Here is an 18,772-nt window from a genome sequence, read left to right as displayed (position 1 = left end):
AGGCCAAACCGTCGCCTGTTGTTTGGGAAACCGTGCCGGACGATCCAGAGCCCTTAACCTCTGCAAATCTGAAAGCCCCGGAACCCGCCAACGGAAACCAAAGCCTGCAATGCGTCAGGTGAATGGTCAGTGGCGAGTTGTCCGAAAAGATAAACGTCGTGTAACCCGCGTTAAGCAAGGGCCCATTTATGGACGCAATCGTCAAGAATTTTCCGGCGCTTTCCGGCACTGACAGCCGCCCGACCCAGAAGGAAGCGGAAGACGCGGTACGCGTTCTGCTGCGCTGGGCCGGCGATGATCCGTCCCGCGAGGGGCTTGTTGACACCCCAGCGCGGGTCGCCAAGGCCTACAAGGAACTCTTCGCCGGTTATGACCAGGTAGCGGAAGACGTGCTCGGTCGTACCTTCGATGAAGTCGGCGGCTATGACGACGTCGTTCTGGTCAAAGACATTCCGTTCTTCTCGCATTGCGAACACCATATGGTGCCGATTATCGGCAAGGCGCATGTCGCCTATCTGCCGAACGGCCGGGTGCTCGGCCTTTCCAAGATCGCCCGCGTCGTCGAAATCTATGGTCGCCGCCTGCAGACCCAGGAAACCATGACGGCCCAGATCGCCAAGGCGATCGACGATACGCTTCAGCCGCGCGGCGTTGCCGTGATGATCGAAGCGGAACATATGTGCATGGCGATGCGCGGCGTCCAGAAGCAGGGCTCGACAACCCTTACGACGACCTTTACCGGTTCGTTCAAGAGCGAGCCCGCCGAACAGGCGCGCTTCATGACCATGCTTCGGGGCTTCAAGTAAGCTCCGGTACCGGAGCTGACGATGACTATTGCTTTCGACACCCCACCCGACGACAAGGCGCAGCTTGAAGCAGGCGGCGCCTTTACTCCCCGCTTCGATGCCAACGGGCTTATCACGGCTGTCGTTACCGATGCCGGAGACGGCGAATTGCTGATGGTGGCGCATATGAACGATGAGGCGCTGGCACTCACCATCGAGACGGGTATAGCGCACTACTACAGCCGCTCGCGCAAGACGCTCTGGAAGAAGGGCGAGACCTCGGGAAACCTGCAGACGGTGGTGGAGTTGCGCACGGATTGCGATCAGGATACGATCTGGCTGAAGGTCAAGGTCGCCGGCCACGATGCGACCTGCCACACCGGCCGCCGTTCCTGCTTCTATCGGATCGTCCAGAAAGACGGCGATGCGGCGAAAGTCGCGATCACCGACAACGAAATTCACTTCTACCCGGACGAAATCTACGGCAAAAATTAAGCATCTGACGCTTTTCGGGGCGGTTTTGACGAGAATTCACGAATTCGCAACCAGGTGAGCGCGTAATCTATTCAATGCGGGGCAGTTTCCCCGGTTACAGCGAAAAACCGGCGCTTACGCAGAATTGCCTGACCGAGATCGTCCCCGCGGCCGCAACCGCTGACAAGATCGGGTGTAGCAATGCTATCTGCGGCATGGAGGTGCCGGATGTTGAACTGGTCATTCAATCGTAACGTTCCGACAGCGGATGCCTCCGCCCCCGGCGGCCCATCCTTGAACCCGCCGCAGGAACCTCCACAGGAAAACAGACCTGCGAAGTCGCGTATCGCTCTTGCTTTGGGTGGCGGCGCCGCGCGCGGATGGGCCCATATCGGCGTCCTTCGCGCTCTGGATGAAGAAGGCATCGATGTGGGCATGATCGCCGGCACCTCGATCGGCGCCCTCGTTGGTGGCTGCTATCTCGCCGGAAAGCTCGATGAACTCGAAACCTTCGCCCGTTCGCTCACCATGCGCCGTATCGCAGGCCTGCTCGACTTCGCCATCGGCGGAGGCGGCCTGCTTGGCGGCCTGCGCCTGACCAAGCGCATGCAGGAGCATCTGCAGGAAACCGAAATCGAAACGCTCGACCGCCGCTTCGTCGCCGTCGCAACGGAAGTGAACACCGGCCATGAAGTCTGGATCGGCGAAGGCTCTCTCATTACCGCAATCCGCGCCTCCTACGCCCTGCCCGGCATCTTCGAGCCGGTCAAGTGCAACAACCGCACGCTGGTCGACGGCGCGCTGGTCAATCCGGTTCCGGTTTCGGTCTGCCGCGCGCACGAAGAGCAGCTGGTGGTGGCCGTCAACCTGCATTACGATCTTTACGGTCGATCCGCCGTCATCAAGCACCGCGCCACCAACCAGGTCGTCGAGCCGCAGGCCAAGGTGCCGGTCGACAACGCCGCCAAGCTCGGCGTCACCAGTGTCATGGTCCAGGCCTTCAACATCATCCAGGACCGTATTTCCCGCGCCCGCCTTGCGGGAGACCCGCCGGACCTGCAGCTTCACCCCAAGCTCAACGATATCGGCCTTTCCGAATTTCATCGCGCGGGCGAAGCGATCGACCGCGGCTATCATGAAGCCAAGGCGAAACTGGGCGAACTGAAGCGCCTGCAAGACGTCATGATCCGGTGATCGCGGGCATGGAACTTCAAACGACAAAGGGCGCGTCTGCCAAAGACGCGCCCTTTGTCGTTTTTCAGCGATAATCAGCCGGCTATATAGGCCTTGATCTCCTCGGCTTCACGCTCGATCGCCGTGATGTGCCGGCGAACGGCGTCACCGATCGAGACGATCCCGACCAGACGGCCATTGCGCTCTACCGGAAGGTGGCGGGCGCGAATGTGGTTCATGATCTCCATGATATCGTTGACGCTCATCTCTTCATTGCAGACATGAACCTTGGACGTCATCAAAGCCGAAACCGGCTTGTCGAGACAGCCGGCACCGTATTTCGAGACACCGGCGACGATATCGCGTTCCGAGAGAATGCCGGCAATCTTGTCGCCGGATTTGGTCACGACAACGGCACCGACCCGGTGCCTGTGCAGCGCGTCAACGGCATCGCGCACCGTCGCATGCGGATCGACGGTATGAACCTGTCGTCCCTTTTCATCGAGTATGGCCTTAACAGACATTCGAAACCTCCACTTCAATACTGTCTGGCAGGCGAACGTCGAAACCGGCGCACGGCGATGTGCGTTTTCCGGTTCGGATCGGTCCGCATGGCAGACGTCCTCCAAGTCGCACATTTCATCCGTTGGGTGCCGCTCCCCAAAACAGACTTTCGGCAGCAACGGAATGAAATGGTGCGCCGAGCCGGCGCGGAAATCAAGAAACGTCGGGAAAAATCGTCAGTTTCGCGGATCGAACAAACCGAAAAGCAGAAACCCGAAGAGAAAACCGCCGATATGGGCCTCCCAAGCGATCGCCCCCGCCCCACCGAAGGCGAAAACGCCGAGACCGATCAGGAAATTGGTCAGGAACCAGATCCCCGCAAACACCAGCACCGAGCGATTGGAAAGCGCTTCCCCGATGCTGAGGCGGCGGTTGAGATGGGCAAACTGGCGACTGATGCGGCCGCTCGGCGAAAAGACAAATCGTGCAGCCGCCCCCATCAGTCCCGATACGACACCGGAAGCGCCGACCACCACGGTCATTTCGCCCCAGTGGAACACCATGTGAAGCGCTACGGCCGCAACAGCCGAAAGACACCAGAAGACCGCGAGCCTGGCCATGCCGATGCGACGCACCACCGGTGCCCCGAAGGCAACCATCCAGAATCCGTTGAAAATCAGATGCTCCCAACCACCGTGCAGGAGCGAATATGTGACGGGGCTCCAGAGCCAGGCGAGCCCCTGATCCGCCAGCGGGTGATCGTAGCGGGCCGGCAGGAAGGCAAAATTGAAGATCACTTCGTTATCGAGCGCCGCCGGAAGCAGATAGGTGCGGATCACATGGATCGCAACGAGGACAGCCAGAATGGCGACCAGCCCTCCCGGCAGGTTGAAGGCCGGCTCATTTCGTCGCGGCAGCACCGTGCCACCTTCAGCGTCGTCCGGACCGGGCTGTCTATCGCTTTCGTTCGTCATGCTGTTCCCGATCATTGTCCTTCGTTTCCGGCCAAGAGGCTCTAGCCGATTCAGCGCATTGCCGACAGGTCACAATTGACAGTCAATCAGGCAAAAAAAATGGCCGTCCAGCGAGGCTGAACGGCCGCGGCCCCCGAAATCCCCGTGGACCTAAAATAATGTGTGCTGAAGGCAAGCCTTCGTGAAGTGATGTCCCTTCTTGCCATGATGCCGTCAGGGATCGCAATCTAAACCACTCGTTAACCTTAGTTTTCGCTCTGGCACGGTTCTCGCTACGTCCTTCATTCGAGGCGGTTTTTCTCCGCCGGACGTGCCGTTTCGGCACAACGACATGAATGGAATGAACGCATGCGCAGCAAATCCGCCGTGGAGATATTCAGCTACTGGAACGCTTTGCGCGGGAATAACGAGGTTCCTTCCCGCGACCAGATCGAACCGGCTCATATCCGCACGCTCCTTGCCGATCTCCTCATTCTGGAACACCGGGCCGATGACGAAATCCGGTTTCGGCTTGCGGGCACCCGCATCTGCGCGCTGTTCGGGCGGGAATTGCGTGGATCGCGCTTCGATGCGCTTTGGGCCGGCGAACAATCGGCAAAGGTCGAGCGGCTGCTGAAGGATATTCTGGCTCAGAAACTGCCTGTGTCGCTCTCTGCCGTGGCGCTTGCCGGAAGGTCCGATCGACTGCCGACGGAAGTCGTCCTCCTGCCACTGAGATCGTCCGAAGGCCATGTCAATCGCATTCTGGGCGCGATCGTTCCCCTTACGCGCCCGCTGTGGCTCGACGCCACGCCCGCGAACTATCTGGACCTGACCGGAATTCGCGTTCTGGACGTCACCAAGGCGGCTCCGTTCCTGCAGAGCAGGCCGGAAATAACCCTGCCACCGATCCCTCCGCGCTCCGACCAACTCGGGCTGGGAGATGCCTTGAGGCGGGTGCTGCATCTTCGCGTTTTCGAAGGTGGCAGGGCAAAATAGGGGTTTCGTGCCGAAAACCGCATTCTACGGTTGCAACAGGCAGCAATCCTGGCGGCGAGAAAACCTTCTATTAACTCGACTGCGGTAGAAGCAATACTTACGATCGACGTCTTGAAGTGTGGCGATGTATTCCTTCCAGCAGGCACAATCGGCGGTTCCCAAGCAGCACGATGAAGGCGCTTTCCAGCGCGTGTCCGTGAACCTTGCCGGACGCCTCATGCTCGCCAATCATGAAGAGTATGATTGCACGGCAACGGATATGTCGCCGGGCGATGTGCTTTTCTCCTGCGAGGCTCGTCCGCGCACCGGCGAGCGCATCATTGCCTATATCGATCATGTCGGCCGCCTGGAGGGCACGGTATCGCGCCTTTCGGACGATGCCTTCGTCATCAAAATCACCGCGACGGATCGCAAGCGCGAAAAACTCGCGGCGCAGCTGACCTGGATTGCCAACAAGCATGAGCTTGGCCTGCCGGAAGACCGCCGCCATGACCGCCTCGCTCCGCGCAAGACCCGCACCGAGCTTACCCTCGACGACGGCACCAAATATGTCTGCCGTATTATCGACCTTTCGCTTTCGGGCGCAGCCGTGGATACCGAAAGCCGCATTCCGATCGGAACCGGGGTCCAGCTCGGCGGTATGAAGGGACGCATCGTGCGTCACTTCCTGGAGGGCATGGCGATCGAGTTCTTCGGCGTGCAATCGCGCGAGGCGCTCCGCGAGTTCCTCTGAACGAGAGCGCCAAATCGCTCGCAATGTTTTTGAAAAGACCGGCATGTCCGGTCTTTTTTCGTTTCTGCATATCACCCAACGCAGAAAGCCGCTTTCAAGGAACAAGCTGATTGTTCCGAAGCGGGACAGGTCGGCTCGAAATAAATCGACATGCGAAAATTATTTTTTTCATCGAAACAAGCTGGAATCGGTATGAAATCCGCCTCGGCGGCTTATCCTCATGTATATCTACGCTCGTAATATCCGCATGTCCTGCGCATGCTCCCGGCAATCCTGTTTCCCTGCGACTCGGATACGCGATACAAAACACCACATTTCCAACGACTTAAATGGATAACAATGCGTTTCCAAAGGCGTAAATCCTCAAATACGCGAAAAATTTTATTCAAAACTGCGTAAAATATAAATCAAAACAGATTAAATGTAGATTTTAATTTTATACTTATTCTATTGGCATTTGTTCTTTATTTTACTTCCACAATTCGCCAGCGGTAAAAATCTCTGTGTCATTGTCAAACCATAACGGGGAGACAGAACATGACACACATCAGAAGCATGAAAGCAGGCGCCCTCGGCGCACTTATCGGCCTGATCCTCACACAATCGGCCTATGCCTTTCCGGCAAACATGACCACCGACGGGGTGACCAATCCACCGGTCGGACACTATGAATTCTGCAAGCGGATGCCACAGGAGTGCCGGGCAAATCCCGCCAGCAGCGGCCCCGGCGTCTTGACCCGCGACGGCTGGAAGAAAATCCTCGAGATCAACTACGACACCAACCAGGCGGTCACACCGATGACCGACAAGGAAATCTTTGGCGTCGAGGAGTTCTGGGCCTATCCCGACAAGGTTGGCGATTGCGAGGATTATGTTCTCCTCAAGCGGAAGAAGCTGATCGACGCCGGCTTCTCGCCCTCTGACCTGCTGATCACAGTCGTCCTTCAGCCCAATGGCGACGGTCATGCGGTGCTGACCGTGCGCACCGATCGCGGCGACTTCATTCTCGACAACATGCGCAACAAGGTTCTGCTGTGGTCAGAGACGGAATACACCTTCCTCAAGCGCCAGTCTGAAAAGCACGCTGGCCGATGGGTGAAGCTGCAGGATGGCCGTGCCGTGGCCGTCGGCAGCGTCAGCCAGTAACAATCCGTGGCCTCATCAGGCCGCGGACGAAAAGGGCGCCGGTCAGCCCCTGTCCCCGTGTATGACCCGCCCTTCCCGGCCGGTTCCGCTGTCCCCGGAACCGGCCATTTTCTTTTCTCTACCAGCCAGGCGCGTTAACTGAAAATTTACCATGCCGCCTCAAGCTCAAGCGCGCTGCGACACCCTGCACGCAAGGCCCGGACCAGCACCGCGTGACATGACGTTACGCAAAACATGGCATTGACGCCGCCAACGCTGGGAGAGCCGCGCATGACCGCCAGGCACAGCATGACAGACGATCACGCCCCGCTTATCAATCCACGCTTTGTCTACGCCGTAACGGCGATTGCTTTGACGCTTGCCGGCATCACGGGCGCAATCAGCCTTGCAGGAAAGTGGTATGGCAGCGCGCTTTCGCTTGCCGGCCACACGGAAAGCACTGAGATCAATGATCTTTTCATAGGTCAGGATCATCTCAAACTTCCATCGAACATCATCCGCTTCGAGGAGCAGAGAGTGACCGGCATCGTCGAGCGGGTGGATCTCTACGCGACCTGGCCCGACATGCTCGGCTACAGCGCGGAAACCAGACACCTTTTCAACGATATCAGCCGCCCGGATGCCTTGATCTTCATGCAGATATCCCAGAGCACGATGTCGCGCGATATGTCCGGCCGCGTGGAGCCGATCTACCGGCATCTCTTCGAAGGTGCCGCGACGCCGGGGCCTGCCGGCCTGATGGAACACCGCATGCGTGAAAACTCCGGGTACGGCGACGAGACGCTGCTGACCGCAGATCGGGCGATGGGCGATCCGTACGCGGTGCGCTGCCAGTTGCCGGACACACCGGACAAGGCCACCAGCGCCGATTGTCAGCGGGATATCCACACCGGAAAAGATCTCGTCGTACTTTATCGGTTCTCCAGCCAATTGCTGCCACAATGGCAGGCCATCGACGAAGCGGTCATCAAATTCGTCAACGACCGGCTTGCGCCATAACCGCCCGGGGTCTGTTCCCAAGGCTTTTTCCAAGGCGAGGCTAATGTGCAAGGAACTCTCGAAAATGCGGAAACCAATCATTCATCATAAACCGATTGGTAACGCTATCCCGCTAGTTTCTACGGAACGGTCGTCTTTTGGAGGCGACGCCCGGACGAAATCTGTGAAATGAGAATGAAGAGAAGTGTAGTGTCCAAATTTCTGTTCAACGGTTCCGCTCAACGTTCTTCGGCGCCCTTCCTGAAAGCAGCTTGCCGGTTTGCGGTGGTCTCCCTGGTCGCCTCCTTCACCTTCGTCGCGCCTGCAATGGCCGCGAAATATGCCGGCATCGTCGTCGATGCGAAAACCGGCAAGGTTCTCTACAGCGAAGATGCCGACAGCCTGCGCTATCCGGCCTCGCTGACGAAGATGATGACGCTGTACCTGACCTTCGAAGCCCTAGAAGCCGGCAAAATCTCGAAGAGCACGAAGGTTCCCTTCTCCAAGCACGCCTCCGCCGAGCCGCCATCGAAGCTAGGCGTCCGTTCCGGACAGTCGATCACCGTCGAGCAGGCCATTCAGGCCCTTGTCACCCGCTCGGCGAACGACGCTGCTACGGCGCTCGGCGAATTTCTCGGCGGCTCGGAAGAGCGTTTTGCCCGGATCATGACCAACAAGGCACGCGCACTCGGCATGACGCGCACCACCTACCGCAACGCCCATGGTCTGCCGAATGAACAGCAGATGACGACGGCCCGCGATCAGGCCCGCCTCGGCATCGCGCTTCGCCAGCATTTTCCGCAGTATTACTCTTACTTCTCGACCCGGAGCTTCAAGTTCGGAAAGCAGGTCATCGGCAACCACAACCGTCTTCTCGGCAATGTGCGCGGTGTTGACGGCATTAAGACGGGTTATACCCGTGCTGCAGGCTACAACCTCGTAACCTCGGCCCAGGCGGACGGCCGCAGCATCGTCGGCGTCGTCATGGGCGGCAAATCCGGTGGCAGCCGCGATGCGCAGATGCGCGCCCTTGTCGCCAAGTATATGCCGGCGGCCTCGCGTCGTGGCGGTGGCAACCTCGTCGCCGAAACAGCTGATGCGCCGACCATGGAAGTGACGGCAACAGCAGTGGCAACGGGCGGCAGCTTCAACCTGCCGCATCAGGGTCCGGTTCCGGATTTCCGCTACAGCGGTGAAACCACCCAGAGCGTCGAAGTCGCTTACGCCGCCGAGCCCAAGGCCAGCAACAACCCGCTGCTTCAGGAAAACGTACAGCCGAACACCCTTCAGGCCCAGAGCCAGCGCATTGCAGCGACCCCTGTTCCAGCAGAAGCCATCGATGGCCAGATCACGAACTCTGTCGCAACTGCAACGCCGACCGACAGCGCCTCGCAGGCCCTGCCGGACGGATGGATCGTGCAGATCGGCGCAACGCCGAGCAAGGATCAGGCGCTTGCGATGTTGCAGCATGCCCAGGACAAGAGCGGCAAGGCTTTGCGCGGTGCACAGCCCTTCACGGTTGCCTTTGCCAGCGGTGGCAGCCAGCTTTATCGAGCCCGGTTCGGTGGCTTTTCCAATCAGGACAAGGCTGTGAACGCCTGCAACGCACTGAAGCGTGCCGGGTTCGCCTGCTGGGCAAGCGCTCAATAATCACTTTGTAAATTCGAATGCCGGCTGTGTGTTTCGCCGGCACTCCTCCTCGGTTTAGGTACTGCGTACGAGGTCAGTTATGGGAATGAACGAGAACGGTACGGGCTTTCCGCCCGTGCCGGAAAAGAAGCGCAAATCGGTCCGGCCCGGTCTGCACCCGCTGCATGAAGCCGCTATGCGCATCGCCGAACTCGGCATTGGTCGACCACGCTCGCGCACGAAAGATCTGGTAACGCTGCTTTTGACCCATGGCGCCCGTGCCTGGCGTACGACCCAGCCCCATGCCAGCATACACGTCCATGTCACATCGCCTTCCGGCCACTATCCGATCCGCCTGCGCATTCGGTAAACCCGCAGCGTAACGCTCGTCCTGCAAGCCCGGCCATGCCGGGCTTCGTTGATTTAAAGATATTGTTGAAGGTTACAGAAGCCCGAGTTCGGCCAGTTCCCGCCGCAGATTAAGCGGCATTTCAGCCGCCCCCTCGCCCAGGGCGGAAAGATCGCGCGGCGCGTCTTCCACAGTCAGATAACGCCAACCCTGAAAGGCGCGACGTGGCTGGAACTCGGTCTCGATCACTTCCGGTCCAAGAATAAGATTGCAGCGCCCGATACCGTCTGCATCCGTGAAGGTCTCGATATCGATTAGACGCTGGCGCGCCTGGACCTGTCCCTTGATCACCCAATAGAGCGAACCACCCTCTAGCAGTTCCTCGACGCGCTTGGGCACCATGCGGGTCGTGTGCAAGGAGTGCGGCTCGAGACCAGCCGCGATCGCGATCAGCGAACGACGCGAAACCCACTCGCGCAAATCCTCGATGGAATCCGCGCCAACGCAAAGCTTGATGAGATGAAGTGCCATGTCGGCTTTTGAACACCCGCAAATGCCTCGGGGTCAAGATCAATTGTCACCGCTCCACAGAAGCGCGGAGCGGCACCTCAACATTCCACGACGTTGACCGCAAGGCCGCCGGTCGAGGTTTCCTTGTACTTGTCGTGCATGTCGACGCCGGTCTGGCGCATGGTCTCGATGCAGGCATCAAGCGGTACGAAATGATGGCCGTCTCCCTTGAGCGCCAGCGACGCCGCCGTAACCGCCTTGACGGCCCCAAGGGCGTTGCGTTCGATGCAAGGCACCTGAACAAGTCCGGCAACCGGATCGCAGGTCATCCCGAGATGGTGTTCCAGCGCGATCTCTGCCGCGTTCTCGATCTGCTCGGGAGTGCCGCCCATCACGGCGGCAAGCCCGGCCGCCGCCATGGCTGAGGCAGAGCCGACCTCGCCCTGGCAGCCGACCTCGGCACCGGAAATCGAAGCATTGAATTTGATGATGCCTCCGATCGCTGCGGCCGTCAGCAGGTAGTCGCGAATGCCGGCATCGTCGGCATCGTCGTGAAAATGCAGGTAATAGCGGATCGTGGCGGGCACCACGCCGGCAGCACCGTTGGTCGGCGATGTCACCACACGACCGCCGGCCGCATTCTCTTCGTTGACGGCCATGGCGTAGACGCTGAGCCAGTCATTGGCGAGAAGAGGATTGGGACGGTTGGATCGCCATTCCTCCTTCAGCTTGTCATGGATCGTCCCGGCGCGGCGGCGTACCTTCAGCCCGCCCGGAAGAATGCCTTCATGGGTCAGGCCACGGTCGATGCAGCTCTTCATCGCCGCCCAGATGCGATCCAGTCCCGCATCCAGTTCCTCCCGCGACATCAAGGTTTCTTCGTTCGCCCGCTTCATCTGCGCGATGGAAAGGCCGGAGCGCTCGGCCATTTCAAGCATCTGCTTTGCACTGGTGAAGGGGAACGGCACCTTCACGCCGCCGGGCTTCGATTTGCTGGCCCGCATGGCCTCCAGCTCCGTATCCGTGACGACGAAACCACCGCCGATGGAATAATAGATGCGTTTCAGCAGCAGGCGTTCGTCGCGATCGTAGGCGGAAAAGCTCATGCCGTTGGCATGGCCCGGCAACGGAACCTTCTTGTCGAACACCAGATCCGTTTTCGGCTGGAAGAAATAGCCGGGGTGACCGGGAGGGGTGATCCGTCCGGAGCGCTCGACGCCGTCGATGATGCCGTCCATCGCGTCGGGATCGACCTGATCCGGCTTCTCCCCCATCAGCCCCAGAACGACCGCCCTGCCCGATCCGTGGCCGATGCCGGTATGGGCCAGAGACCCGTGAAGGCTCACTTTGATCGAGGCGACGGCTGCATGCGACGGGCGCGGCCAGTCAGACGAGAGGATCAGGTCGAGAAACCGGGTGGCGGCCGACATCGGACCCATCGTATGGGAACTGGACGGGCCGATGCCGATCTTGAATACGTCAAACACAGAAAGAAACATTTCCACTCCGCCTTCAGGGTGCCAAAGCCCGTCGCCGTGCACCATGCCACGAGCCTAGGCTATTCCACATCATGGCTCACCCATTCCACCGACATCGGTTTCAACGGCTGCGACATAATCTGACCCGGAATACCCGAACCGTTGCCGGGCAAAGATCGTCATGCGCGTGGACCGATTGCAAGGGGTCAGCACAAAGTTTCGTCATCTCTTGCAATTTCATCGCAGCGTGCCAAAAAAGCGCATGACCTACGCGGACTATATAGCACTCGCCGTTTTTGTTTCGCTCTGGATGGGCTACAGCGCCGTTACTGACGGCAAGCTTCTGTCCAGCAGGCGCAGCCTTTCGCGGCTCATGATCGAGAACCGGCGTCGCTGGATCATGAACTCGCTGCGACGCGACCTCAAGATGATCGACACCCAGATCATGGCGGGCCTGCAGGCCGGCACCGCCTTTTTCGCCTCGACGACGATCTTCGCACTCGGTGGCTGCTTTGCGCTGCTGGGCGCAACAGAACAGGCCCAGGCGATCTTTCAGGACCTGCCGTATGTCTTCCATGGCGGAAGAACGGCATTCGAGTTGAAGGTCGGCGGCCTTACCTGCCTGTTCGGCTATTCCTTCTTCAAGTTCGGATGGTCCTACCGCCTCTTCAACTACTGCTCGATCCTGATCGGCGGCATTCCCATGATGAGCGACCTGACCCAGGACGCCGAGGGCGCCCGCCGGCAGGCGGAGCGGGCCGTGAAACTCAATGTCTACGCCGCCAAGCATTTCAATGCCGGCCTTCGAACCATCTTCCTCTCCATCGGTTATCTCGGCTGGTTCATCAGCCCCTATGTCTTCATGGCGCTGACCGCCTTTGTCATCTTCGTCCTGATACGGCGTCAGTTCTTCTCCGAGGCTCGCGAGGCCTTGCTTGAGGACGAGACGCCCTAATTTCTCCTGAAAATCCGGGCTGGTTGCGCCTGGCGCAAGCTCGCCCTCCTATGCTCGCAACAGAGAAAGAAGACCCATGTCCATGGAAAACGCGGCTATCGACAGCAGCATCGAAACGACGCCTGCCTCCCGTCGGCGGATCGGCGCGATCGATGTTCTGCGCGGCATCGCCCTCATCGCCATGGCGATCTACCATTTTTCCTGGGATCTCGAATATTTCGGCTATCTTGAAGCCGGAACTGTCGCCTCCGGCGGCTGGAAGCTTTTTGCCCGACTGATTGCGGGAAGCTTTCTGTTTCTCGCGGGCTTCAGCCTCGTTCTCGGAAACTATCCGGAGATACGAATACGCGGTTTCCTGATCAGGCTCGGGAAGATCGTGGCCGCAGCGCTGGTCATCACCGTCGCCACATGGTTTGCCTTTCCGAACTCGTTCATCTTCTTCGGCATCCTGCATGCAATCGCGGCTGCCAGCGTCATAGGCCTGCTTTTCCTTCGCGTGCCTGTCTTGCTCACCCTTGCGGTTGCAGCCGCCGTCTTTGCGGCTCCGTTCTATCTTCGCTCACCCATTTTCGATGTTCCGGCCCTCTGGTGGGTCGGCCTCTCGGAAACCCTGCCGCGATCCAACGACTATGTGCCGCTTCTCCCATGGCTTGCACCGTTTCTCGCCGGTCTGGCTCTCGCCCGGCTTTGCCTGTCCACAGGCCTGACCGACCGGATGGCGTCGATAGACACCGGCGGCAAACCTGCCCGTATCCTGTCCTTTGGCGGGCGGCACAGCCTTTCGATCTATCTTATTCACCAGCCTCTGCTCTTTTCTCTTGTCTACCTGTTCGCGCTCATCTTCCCGGCTCCGCAGCCGGACCCGACCGTGGAATTCCGCACGAACTGCACGGCGAACTGCGCCCGAACGGAATCGGCAAGCCTTTGCGCCGCATTCTGCGGCTGCACCCTCGACAAGTTCCTGGAACAGGATCTTTTCACCGCGCTCAATGCCGGGCAGATCGACATCGCCACAGACCCGCGCATCGCAACGATCACAGAACAATGCACCATGGACGCACGCGCCACGGAGTAAGGCTAGAAAGCAGGACATGAACGTCTATCGCGCCAAGTCGCTACGGTATCCCTGGCCCATTGCCCTGCACGGGCTGGCGGCGATCGTAGCGATGGCGATGGCGCGCGTTCAGCCGATACCTGTCATCGAAATCCACGGTCGGTGGATACTGTGGATCACCGGCGCCGCTTTCGTGACGGGAGGCGTCTGTCTTTGCCTTTGGGCAGTTCGAACACTCTTGGATAGGCAAACGACAGTACTGCCGTACAGATGCTCCTCCCATCTGGTGACGACTGGCCCGTTTCGCCTCACCCGCAATCCGATCTACCTCGGCTACACGTTTATCATGATCGGCATGGGGTTGATCGCGCTCAACCCATGGCTTCTCGTCATGACGATCGTGACCGTGATCGTGACGACGGTGTATGCGGTGCGCGCTGAAGAACGCCACCTGCTTTCGCGTTTCGGGATTGAATTCGAGCGCTATTGCCGCCGCACGAGACGGTGGATCTGAGGAGCGGCACCGTCAGGTGCCGACGCCAATCTCGGCAAGTCGCGTCAGGCACGCTTCCTCGACATTGTTGAGTTCATCAAGGGTCTCATCAATGTCACGGCGCTTCTGGTTCAGTTCTTCGCGCTTTTCCTCGACGCGCTTCATCAGCAGCCGCAACTGGCCGGCCTCGCCCGGCGGGTCCTTGTACACCTGGATGATCTCGCGAATTTCGGCGATAGTGAACCCGATCCGGCGACCGCGCAGGATTTCCTGGATCAGCCGGCGGTCGGACATGCGAAACAGCCGGGTGCGCCCACGACGCTCGGGATGGATCAGCCCCTCGTCTTCGTAGAAACGCAGTGTCCGTGTGGATACGCCAAATTCCCGCGTCAATTCCGTGATTGTATAAAACTTGTTCACTCTGCCTCGCCTTGCTCCACGCAACGTCGCATTCAGGCCAACACTGATCCCATAAAATGGCTCAAATACGCATCAGACCGCGCGTCAAAAACTATGATTGACCTTGACGTAAAAGTCAAATCACCCGTCGGCTCAACTGATGTGGAACCACCATGTCGCGAGGCCGAGAAAAGCTGAAAAGCCGGTCACGTCCGTTACAGCGGTCACGAAGACCGCGGATGAAACAGCCGGGTCGGCACCGCACTTATCCAGAAGCAGCGGAATAAGTATGCCCGCAAGCGCCGCAGCGGTCATGTTAATCAGCATCGCCGTGGCGATAATACCGGCGATATTGATGTCGTGGAACCAGATGCCTGCAACACATCCCACCAGCAGGCCGAACAGCATGCCGTTCAGGAGCCCGACCCCCGCTTCGCGGCGCACGATTCGCCAGGCATTGTGGATGTCGAGATTGCGCGTGGCGAGCGCCCGCACCGTCACGGTCATTGTTTGCGAGCCGGCATTGCCGCCCATGCCGGCCACCGTCGGCATCAGGATCGCCAGCGCAACGATCTGCTGGATGGACGCATCGAACAGCGAGATCACCGTCGCCGACAGGAATGCGGTGAACAGATTGACGGTCAACCAGGGCACGCGCGAGCGCGAGGTGCTGGCGATGCTGTCCGACAGCTCTTCGTCGCCGACACCGCCGAGACGCATGAGGTCTTCTTCCGCCTCTTCCTGAATAACGTCGACGACGTCATCGATCGTCAGCACGCCGACGAGGCGGTTGTTTTCATCGACAACAGCCGCGGAAAGCAGATCGTACTGTTCGAAAAGCTGGGCCGCCTCTTCCTGGTCCATCTCGGCGGGAATCGGATGGTTGGTTTCGCGCATGATCGTTTCGATCTTCACCGAACGCTTGGTGCGCAGGATACGATCGAGATCGACGGCACCGAGAAGCCGGAATGTAGGATCGATGACAAAGATCTGCGTGAAGCTCTCTGGCAATTCACTGTCTTCGCGCATGTAGTCGATCGTCTGCCCGACGGTCCAGAACGGCGGCACCGCAACGAACTCCGTCTGCATGCGACGGCCGGCTGTGCTTTCCGGGTAGTCCAGCGACCGCCGCAGCCTTACCCGCTCCGTAAAGGGCAGCTTGGCCAGGATTTCTTCCTGGTCCTCCTGGTCGAGATCCTCGAGAATGTAGACGGCATCGTCCGAATCCATTTCGCCCAGCGCTTCGGCGATCTGGTCGTTGGGCAGGTGTTCGACGATATCGAGGCGGATAGCCTCGTCGACCTCGGTCAGCGCCGAGAGATCGAAATCCTTGCCGAGCAACGAGACAAGAGCGAGGCGCTGATCCGGCTGGATGGCCTCAAGCAAATCGCCCATTTCCGACGCATGCAGCCGTGCCACATGCTGGCGAAGATAAAGAAGATCGCGGTCTGCGATTGCCGCGCCCACATGCATGAGAAAGTCGGAGCGCACCGAACCGTCGTCCGCATAGATGTCCGACATCTCAACGGCATTTTCTTCGGCTGCTGCGCGATTGTCGTCACCGGTATAGCTCATGTGCCCACCCTCGCAGAATATCAGCCATCCAAGACGCCGGCGCGGCCGGGGGGAGCAGGAAGGCATCGGATACCGGTTGATTGCACGATACGCCCCGAAGAGGACGAGCGCACCTTTTTCTGCTAACGCAATGCCGCCGTAAGGTCCACTACCCCTTGCGGCAATCGCCGCACCGCCGCTTCAGTTTTTAGGCAAGCTGTTGCAAAATCATGCGAATTGTTTTGCTTCTGTAAAAACCTCAAGCCGTTGGTCGTGTTCATGCCCATCCGTCCTATCGTTCGCTTTCCCGATCCCCTTCTGCGCCTGCCGGCAAACGAGGTTACGGTGTTCGATCCGGCGCTTTCCGCACTGTGTGACGATCTTCTGGACACCATGCGTGCGGCGCCGGGCATTGGCATTACGGCGCCCCATATCGGCATCCTGCAACGGGTAACGGTCATCGAAATCGAGCCCGGAGAGGTTCGCAGATACGTTAATCCAAAAATTCTCTGGTCATCGCCGGATCTCGTCACGCACCCGGAAGGCAGCGTCTCGATGCCCGGAATATCCGAGGATGGCATCCGCGCCCGAAGCATCCGGGTTGCTTACCAGACCTGCGACGGCGATTTTCGGGAGGACGAGGCCGAGGGCCTGCTGGCAATTTGCCTCCAGCACGAAATCGATCAGTTGGACGGAATATTCTGGCTTCAGAAACTCTCAAGGCTGAAGCGGGAGCGGGCGATCAAACGCTTCGAGAAGCTCGAGAAGGAACGGCATTGATGGGGACAAGAGGCGGCAGCTTCAAATCTACGAAGCAACAAATCATTGTATAAAAACAAAAAACCCGGCTTAAAGCCGGGCTCTTGGTGCGGTCGAGAAGACTCGAACTTCCACGTCTTTCGACACAGCGACCTCAACGCTGCGCGTCTACCAATTCCGCCACGACCGCATCGTGGTAGATGCCGAATTGCTCCGGCGCGGCTGCATGTAGCAAAAGCCTCTGGGGTGCACAAGGCCAATGTGAAAGAAAGTTGATGCGAAAACGGACTATTTCAGAAGCCCCCTCACGCACCCCCTGCAAATGCTGGACTTCAGCTGTAAAGCATACCATTTAGAAGGTGAAATGAACGGGAATGTGGGTGCAATCATGCAGAGAGACAGGCTGGAAACGACTTTTTTCGCACAGGAAGGCTGTCCTCCCATCCGCCTGAGATTCGCCCCCGGCCTCGTGGATTATGAAGAAGCGGTCGAAACGATGGAGGCAGAGGTCGCCGCCATTGCCGCCGGCGAAGCCGACGAGCTGATATGGATGGTGGAACACCCTCCCCTCTATACGGCAGGCACGAGCGCTAACTCTTCCGACCTTGTCTCGCCGGATCGCTTCCCCGTGTTCCAGACCGGCCGCGGCGGGGAATATACCTATCACGGCCCGGGCCAGCGTGTGGTCTATGTCATGCTGGACCTCAAAAGACGCAGGCAGGATGTCCGGCAGTTCGTCGCAGCCCTTGAGCGCGTCGTCATTGAAACGCTTGCAGCCATGAACATCACCGGCGAACGCCGGGAGGATCGCGTGGGTGTGTGGGTGCGTCGGCCGGAACGCCCGCCCTTGCCAAACGGCGATGTCGCCGAAGACAAGATCGCAGCCATCGGCATACGCCTGCGCAGATGGGTCAGTTTTCACGGCCTGTCGCTGAACGTCGATCCGGATATCGAGCACTTCACCGGGATCGTACCCTGCGGCATCAGCGACTACGGCGTCACCAGCCTTGTGGATCTCGGCCTGCTGGTGAGCATGGAGGATGTCGATATCCGGTTGCGCGAGGCAATCGAAGCGGTGTTCGGCCCGACGGTTCTGGAACGGCCGACAGGCACTGCACTGACGGATAGGTCCGTGGCTTGAAGAAAGAGAGAGCGGGGGAACGCCGGACGACGTTCCCCCGCTCCGATTTTGGCAACAGTTTCCTATCGCCCAGCCGTCACGCCGCCGCCTGTTCCTCTCCGAGACCGGTCAGAATACCGATCTGACGTAGCATCGCCTTTTCACGCTCGGTCAGACGTCCGCCCCGCGACCGCGCGACAGCCGTCATAACGCGGCCTATGCGCTGGACATGCTTTGTTGAGCAGGCCGCTGCGCCCACCGCGAAGGGACGCCCATGCGCCTTTCTCCTCGGCCAGACCCAATCGTATCTGTTCGAGCGCGAAGATCGACAGGCTGTCGGTGATGCTTGAGGAAACATCGATGACGTGGAAAAGGAGGTCGAGCTCAAGGTCGGAATTGACCACACCGCGGGTCGAGATCATCGCAATCAGCCAGTCGGCGTTCCAGTCGTCCATAGCCCCCTGCGGATAACAATGGCGCACGATGAAATTCGTCATCGTCTCCATGAAATAACCGCGCCATTCCGGGCATTTTTCGCTGCAGGACGTATTGATCGCGAGAAGGATGACCGCATCCTGAGATGTGGTCATACCTTTCACGAAGACATGCTCGCGCAGGATCTGAATATCCTCCGCAGTCAGGCGCATTTTCCCGGCGATCACACATGCCGGATAAGACAGACGAAATTCGCCCATTCCTCTCTCCCGTTTCATCATGAAACTGGAGT

General features: G+C 59.2%; 22 protein-coding genes and 1 tRNA gene. 14 read left to right on the top strand and 9 right to left on the bottom strand.

Features of this window, described 5'->3' with window-relative positions; translation table 11 throughout:
• Nucleotides 1-188: 188 nt before the first annotated feature.
• The 3 genes from folE (at nt 189) to BLX89_RS00935 (ending at nt 2,453) form a co-directional block, all read left to right on the top strand.
• Nucleotides 189-806 carry a GTP cyclohydrolase I FolE gene (gene folE, locus BLX89_RS00945; RefSeq protein ID WP_075288780.1) on the top strand — a complete coding sequence of 206 codons (618 nt, stop codon included), beginning with the start codon at nt 189-191 and terminating at the stop codon, nt 804-806.
• Nucleotides 807-827: 21 nt separating this feature from the next.
• Nucleotides 828-1,280: a phosphoribosyl-AMP cyclohydrolase gene (gene hisI, locus BLX89_RS00940; RefSeq protein ID WP_075288779.1), complete on the top strand. Its 453-nt coding sequence runs from the start codon at nt 828-830 to the stop codon at nt 1,278-1,280.
• A 207-nt stretch (nt 1,281-1,487) separates the two neighbouring features.
• Nucleotides 1,488-2,453, top strand: a complete 966-nt coding sequence (locus BLX89_RS00935; protein WP_075288778.1) for a patatin-like phospholipase family protein — start codon at nt 1,488-1,490, stop codon at nt 2,451-2,453.
• 74 nt (nt 2,454-2,527) lie between these two features.
• On the opposite strand, the gene BLX89_RS00930 is transcribed toward BLX89_RS00935, so the two are convergent.
• Nucleotides 2,528-2,956: a CBS domain-containing protein gene (locus BLX89_RS00930; RefSeq protein ID WP_075288777.1), complete on the bottom strand. Its 429-nt coding sequence runs from the start codon at nt 2,954-2,956 to the stop codon at nt 2,528-2,530.
• Between the two features lie 216 nt (nt 2,957-3,172).
• Nucleotides 3,173-3,910 (bottom strand): rhomboid family intramembrane serine protease, encoded by a 738-nt coding sequence (locus BLX89_RS00925; RefSeq protein ID WP_075289208.1) that lies wholly within the window; start codon nt 3,908-3,910, stop codon nt 3,173-3,175.
• A gap of 348 nt (nt 3,911-4,258) precedes the next feature.
• Here BLX89_RS00925 and BLX89_RS00920 point away from each other — a divergent pair, with 348 nt between their 5' ends.
• From BLX89_RS00920 to BLX89_RS00895, 6 genes are all read left to right on the top strand, one after another.
• A complete protein-coding gene (locus BLX89_RS00920) occupies nt 4,259-4,888 on the top strand; it encodes a PAS domain-containing protein (protein ID WP_075288776.1) in 630 nt (209 codons plus the stop codon).
• 124 nt (nt 4,889-5,012) lie between these two features.
• Nucleotides 5,013-5,621: a PilZ domain-containing protein gene (locus BLX89_RS00915; protein ID WP_075288775.1), complete on the top strand. Its 609-nt coding sequence runs from the start codon at nt 5,013-5,015 to the stop codon at nt 5,619-5,621.
• Nucleotides 5,622-6,158: 537 nt separating this feature from the next.
• Nucleotides 6,159-6,767: a transglutaminase-like cysteine peptidase gene (locus BLX89_RS00910; RefSeq protein ID WP_075288774.1), complete on the top strand. Its 609-nt coding sequence runs from the start codon at nt 6,159-6,161 to the stop codon at nt 6,765-6,767.
• A 270-nt stretch (nt 6,768-7,037) separates the two neighbouring features.
• Nucleotides 7,038-7,766 (top strand): hypothetical protein, encoded by a 729-nt coding sequence (locus BLX89_RS00905; protein ID WP_075288773.1) that lies wholly within the window; start codon nt 7,038-7,040, stop codon nt 7,764-7,766.
• Between the two features lie 168 nt (nt 7,767-7,934).
• On the top strand, nt 7,935-9,395 hold the full coding sequence (locus BLX89_RS00900) for an SPOR domain-containing protein (protein WP_075288772.1): 1,461 nt from the start codon (nt 7,935-7,937) through the stop codon (nt 9,393-9,395).
• A gap of 79 nt (nt 9,396-9,474) precedes the next feature.
• Nucleotides 9,475-9,744 carry a hypothetical protein gene (locus tag BLX89_RS00895; RefSeq protein ID WP_075288771.1) on the top strand — a complete coding sequence of 90 codons (270 nt, stop codon included), beginning with the start codon at nt 9,475-9,477 and terminating at the stop codon, nt 9,742-9,744.
• Nucleotides 9,745-9,816: 72 nt separating this feature from the next.
• Here the strand turns inward: BLX89_RS00895 and BLX89_RS00890 are convergent, their stop codons facing one another.
• Both BLX89_RS00890 and BLX89_RS00885 read right to left on the bottom strand, forming a co-directional pair.
• Nucleotides 9,817-10,254: a DUF1489 family protein gene (locus tag BLX89_RS00890; protein ID WP_075288770.1), complete on the bottom strand. Its 438-nt coding sequence runs from the start codon at nt 10,252-10,254 to the stop codon at nt 9,817-9,819.
• 77 nt (nt 10,255-10,331) lie between these two features.
• Nucleotides 10,332-11,732, bottom strand: a complete 1,401-nt coding sequence (locus BLX89_RS00885; protein ID WP_075288769.1) for an L-serine ammonia-lyase — start codon at nt 11,730-11,732, stop codon at nt 10,332-10,334.
• Nucleotides 11,733-11,973: 241 nt separating this feature from the next.
• On the opposite strand from BLX89_RS00885, the gene BLX89_RS00880 reads away from it, so the two are divergent.
• The 3 genes from BLX89_RS00880 to BLX89_RS00870 all read left to right on the top strand — a co-directional run bounded on the left by BLX89_RS00880 (nt 11,974) and on the right by BLX89_RS00870 (nt 14,234).
• Nucleotides 11,974-12,666: a DUF599 domain-containing protein gene (locus BLX89_RS00880; protein WP_075289207.1), complete on the top strand. Its 693-nt coding sequence runs from the start codon at nt 11,974-11,976 to the stop codon at nt 12,664-12,666.
• A gap of 76 nt (nt 12,667-12,742) precedes the next feature.
• A complete protein-coding gene (locus BLX89_RS00875; RefSeq protein WP_075288768.1) occupies nt 12,743-13,741 on the top strand; it encodes a heparan-alpha-glucosaminide N-acetyltransferase in 999 nt (332 codons plus the stop codon).
• Nucleotides 13,742-13,757: 16 nt separating this feature from the next.
• Nucleotides 13,758-14,234 carry a methyltransferase family protein gene (locus tag BLX89_RS00870; protein ID WP_075288767.1) on the top strand — a complete coding sequence of 159 codons (477 nt, stop codon included), beginning with the start codon at nt 13,758-13,760 and terminating at the stop codon, nt 14,232-14,234.
• A gap of 12 nt (nt 14,235-14,246) precedes the next feature.
• On the opposite strand, the gene BLX89_RS00865 is transcribed toward BLX89_RS00870, so the two are convergent.
• The 3 genes from BLX89_RS00865 to BLX89_RS24555 all read right to left on the bottom strand — a co-directional run bounded on the left by BLX89_RS00865 (nt 14,247) and on the right by BLX89_RS24555 (nt 16,447).
• Complete coding sequence (locus BLX89_RS00865; RefSeq protein ID WP_075288766.1) at nt 14,247-14,633, bottom strand: MerR family transcriptional regulator; 387 nt, start codon at nt 14,631-14,633, stop codon at nt 14,247-14,249.
• 132 nt (nt 14,634-14,765) lie between these two features.
• Nucleotides 14,766-16,187 carry a magnesium transporter gene (mgtE, locus tag BLX89_RS00860; protein ID WP_075288765.1) on the bottom strand — a complete coding sequence of 474 codons (1,422 nt, stop codon included), beginning with the start codon at nt 16,185-16,187 and terminating at the stop codon, nt 14,766-14,768.
• A 122-nt stretch (nt 16,188-16,309) separates the two neighbouring features.
• Nucleotides 16,310-16,447, bottom strand: a complete 138-nt coding sequence (locus BLX89_RS24555; protein ID WP_158025924.1) for a hypothetical protein — start codon at nt 16,445-16,447, stop codon at nt 16,310-16,312.
• On the opposite strand from BLX89_RS24555, the gene BLX89_RS00855 reads away from it, so the two are divergent.
• Nucleotides 16,446-16,946 carry a peptide deformylase gene (locus BLX89_RS00855; protein WP_075289206.1) on the top strand — a complete coding sequence of 167 codons (501 nt, stop codon included), beginning with the start codon at nt 16,446-16,448 and terminating at the stop codon, nt 16,944-16,946. The two genes, BLX89_RS24555 and BLX89_RS00855, sit on opposite strands and share 2 nt — an antisense overlap.
• Before the next feature lie 84 nt (nt 16,947-17,030).
• Here the strand turns inward: BLX89_RS00855 and BLX89_RS00850 are convergent.
• Nucleotides 17,031-17,115 (bottom strand) — tRNA-Leu (locus BLX89_RS00850).
• Nucleotides 17,116-17,313: 198 nt separating this feature from the next.
• Between BLX89_RS00850 and lipB the strand changes: the two genes are divergently transcribed.
• On the top strand, nt 17,314-18,066 hold the full coding sequence (lipB, locus tag BLX89_RS00845; RefSeq protein ID WP_075288764.1) for a lipoyl(octanoyl) transferase LipB: 753 nt from the start codon (nt 17,314-17,316) through the stop codon (nt 18,064-18,066).
• A 140-nt stretch (nt 18,067-18,206) separates the two neighbouring features.
• Here lipB and BLX89_RS00840 read toward each other — a convergent pair whose 3' ends face one another.
• Complete coding sequence (locus BLX89_RS00840; protein ID WP_075288763.1) at nt 18,207-18,740, bottom strand: hypothetical protein; 534 nt, start codon at nt 18,738-18,740, stop codon at nt 18,207-18,209.
• Nucleotides 18,741-18,772: the final 32 nt, after the last annotated feature.

It is taken from the genome of Pararhizobium arenae (assembly GCF_001931685.1).
Classification (GTDB): domain Bacteria; phylum Pseudomonadota; class Alphaproteobacteria; order Rhizobiales; family Rhizobiaceae; genus Pararhizobium; species Pararhizobium arenae.
The sequence above is the reverse complement of the archived record's forward strand: the minus strand, read 5'-3'. Positions and strand labels throughout refer to the sequence as shown.